Raw genomic sequence first — 1,037 nt, 5'->3', positions numbered from 1 at the left:
CGTTGTGCGTCATATAACCAAAACCGAGAAATGGCAGTTCCAAAAAATAAGAACGAATTGATTTTTGAAATTGAGAACAACTATTCCAAACTGAAAAAGGACTTGGAAAATATTCCAACGGAATTGACCAAAGAAAAAAAACTCGAAGGACACGCAAAAGAAACCAAAATGAGTATTTCGGATTTGGTCGCCTATCTCATTGGTTGGGGAGAACTTGTGCTGAAATGGAATCGAAAAAAAGAAAACGGAGAAATCGTTGATTTTCCCGAAACGAATTACAAATGGAATGAGTTGGGAAAACTTGCCCAAAAATTTTATTAGGACTACGAAAATATTGACTATCCTAAGTTGCTGAATAAATTAGACCAAACTGTAGAGAAAATACAAAAACTGATTGAAAATAATACGAACGAAGAACTTTACGAAAAATCTTGGTACGACAAATGGACAAAAGGAAAAATGATACAATTTAACACTTCTTCACCGTATAAAAATGCGAGAAGCAGAGTACGAAAATGGCAGAAAACATTAAAAGAAACAAACTAATATATGAAATACGCATATACAATTATCTACGTGGAAAACGTAGCTGAAACTATTGAGTTTTATAAAAAAGCATTTGGCTTTGAACAGAAATTCGTAACGCCTGAAAATGATTATGGAGAATTGATTTCAGGAGAAACAACAATTGCTTTTGCTTCCATTGAACTTGGCAACTCAAATTTTAAACAGGGATTTGAAAAAATAGATATATCAAAAAAGCCATTTGGAGTTGAAATAGCTTTTACCACAGAAAATATCGAATTGGACTTTAAAAAAGCGATTGATGCCGGAGCGAAAGAATTTGAACCGCTTATCAAAAAACCTTGGGGACAAAAGGTCGGTTATGTTTTAGACAATAATGGATTTTTAATTGAAATTTGCACACCAATAAAAAGCTAAAAAATACGAACGCACAACAATGGCTATAAGTAATTGCTTGTTCTCGCCTACTTCTGAAAATCCTCGCGGATTTTCAGTTTGGTGTGTACTTGCAA

General features: G+C 33.6%; 1 protein-coding gene and 1 pseudogene. Both read left to right on the top strand.

Annotation, left to right across the window (positions count from 1 at the left end; genetic code table 11):
- The first annotated feature begins 30 nt into the window (after nt 1–30).
- Nucleotides 31–546, top strand: a pseudogene (locus tag WA340_RS05975) (ClbS/DfsB family four-helix bundle protein).
- A gap of 3 nt (nt 547–549) precedes the next feature.
- Nucleotides 550–942: a VOC family protein gene (locus tag WA340_RS05970; protein WP_336127873.1), complete on the top strand. Its 393-nt coding sequence runs from the start codon at nt 550–552 to the stop codon at nt 940–942.
- Nucleotides 943–1,037: the final 95 nt, after the last annotated feature.

The sequence above is a fragment of the Mesoflavibacter sp. CH_XMU1422-2 genome, assembly GCF_037029245.1.
In the GTDB taxonomy this organism is placed as follows: Bacteria; Bacteroidota; Bacteroidia; order Flavobacteriales; family Flavobacteriaceae; genus Mesoflavibacter; species Mesoflavibacter zeaxanthinifaciens.
The sequence above is the reverse complement of the archived record's forward strand: the minus strand, read 5'-3'. Positions and strand labels throughout refer to the sequence as shown.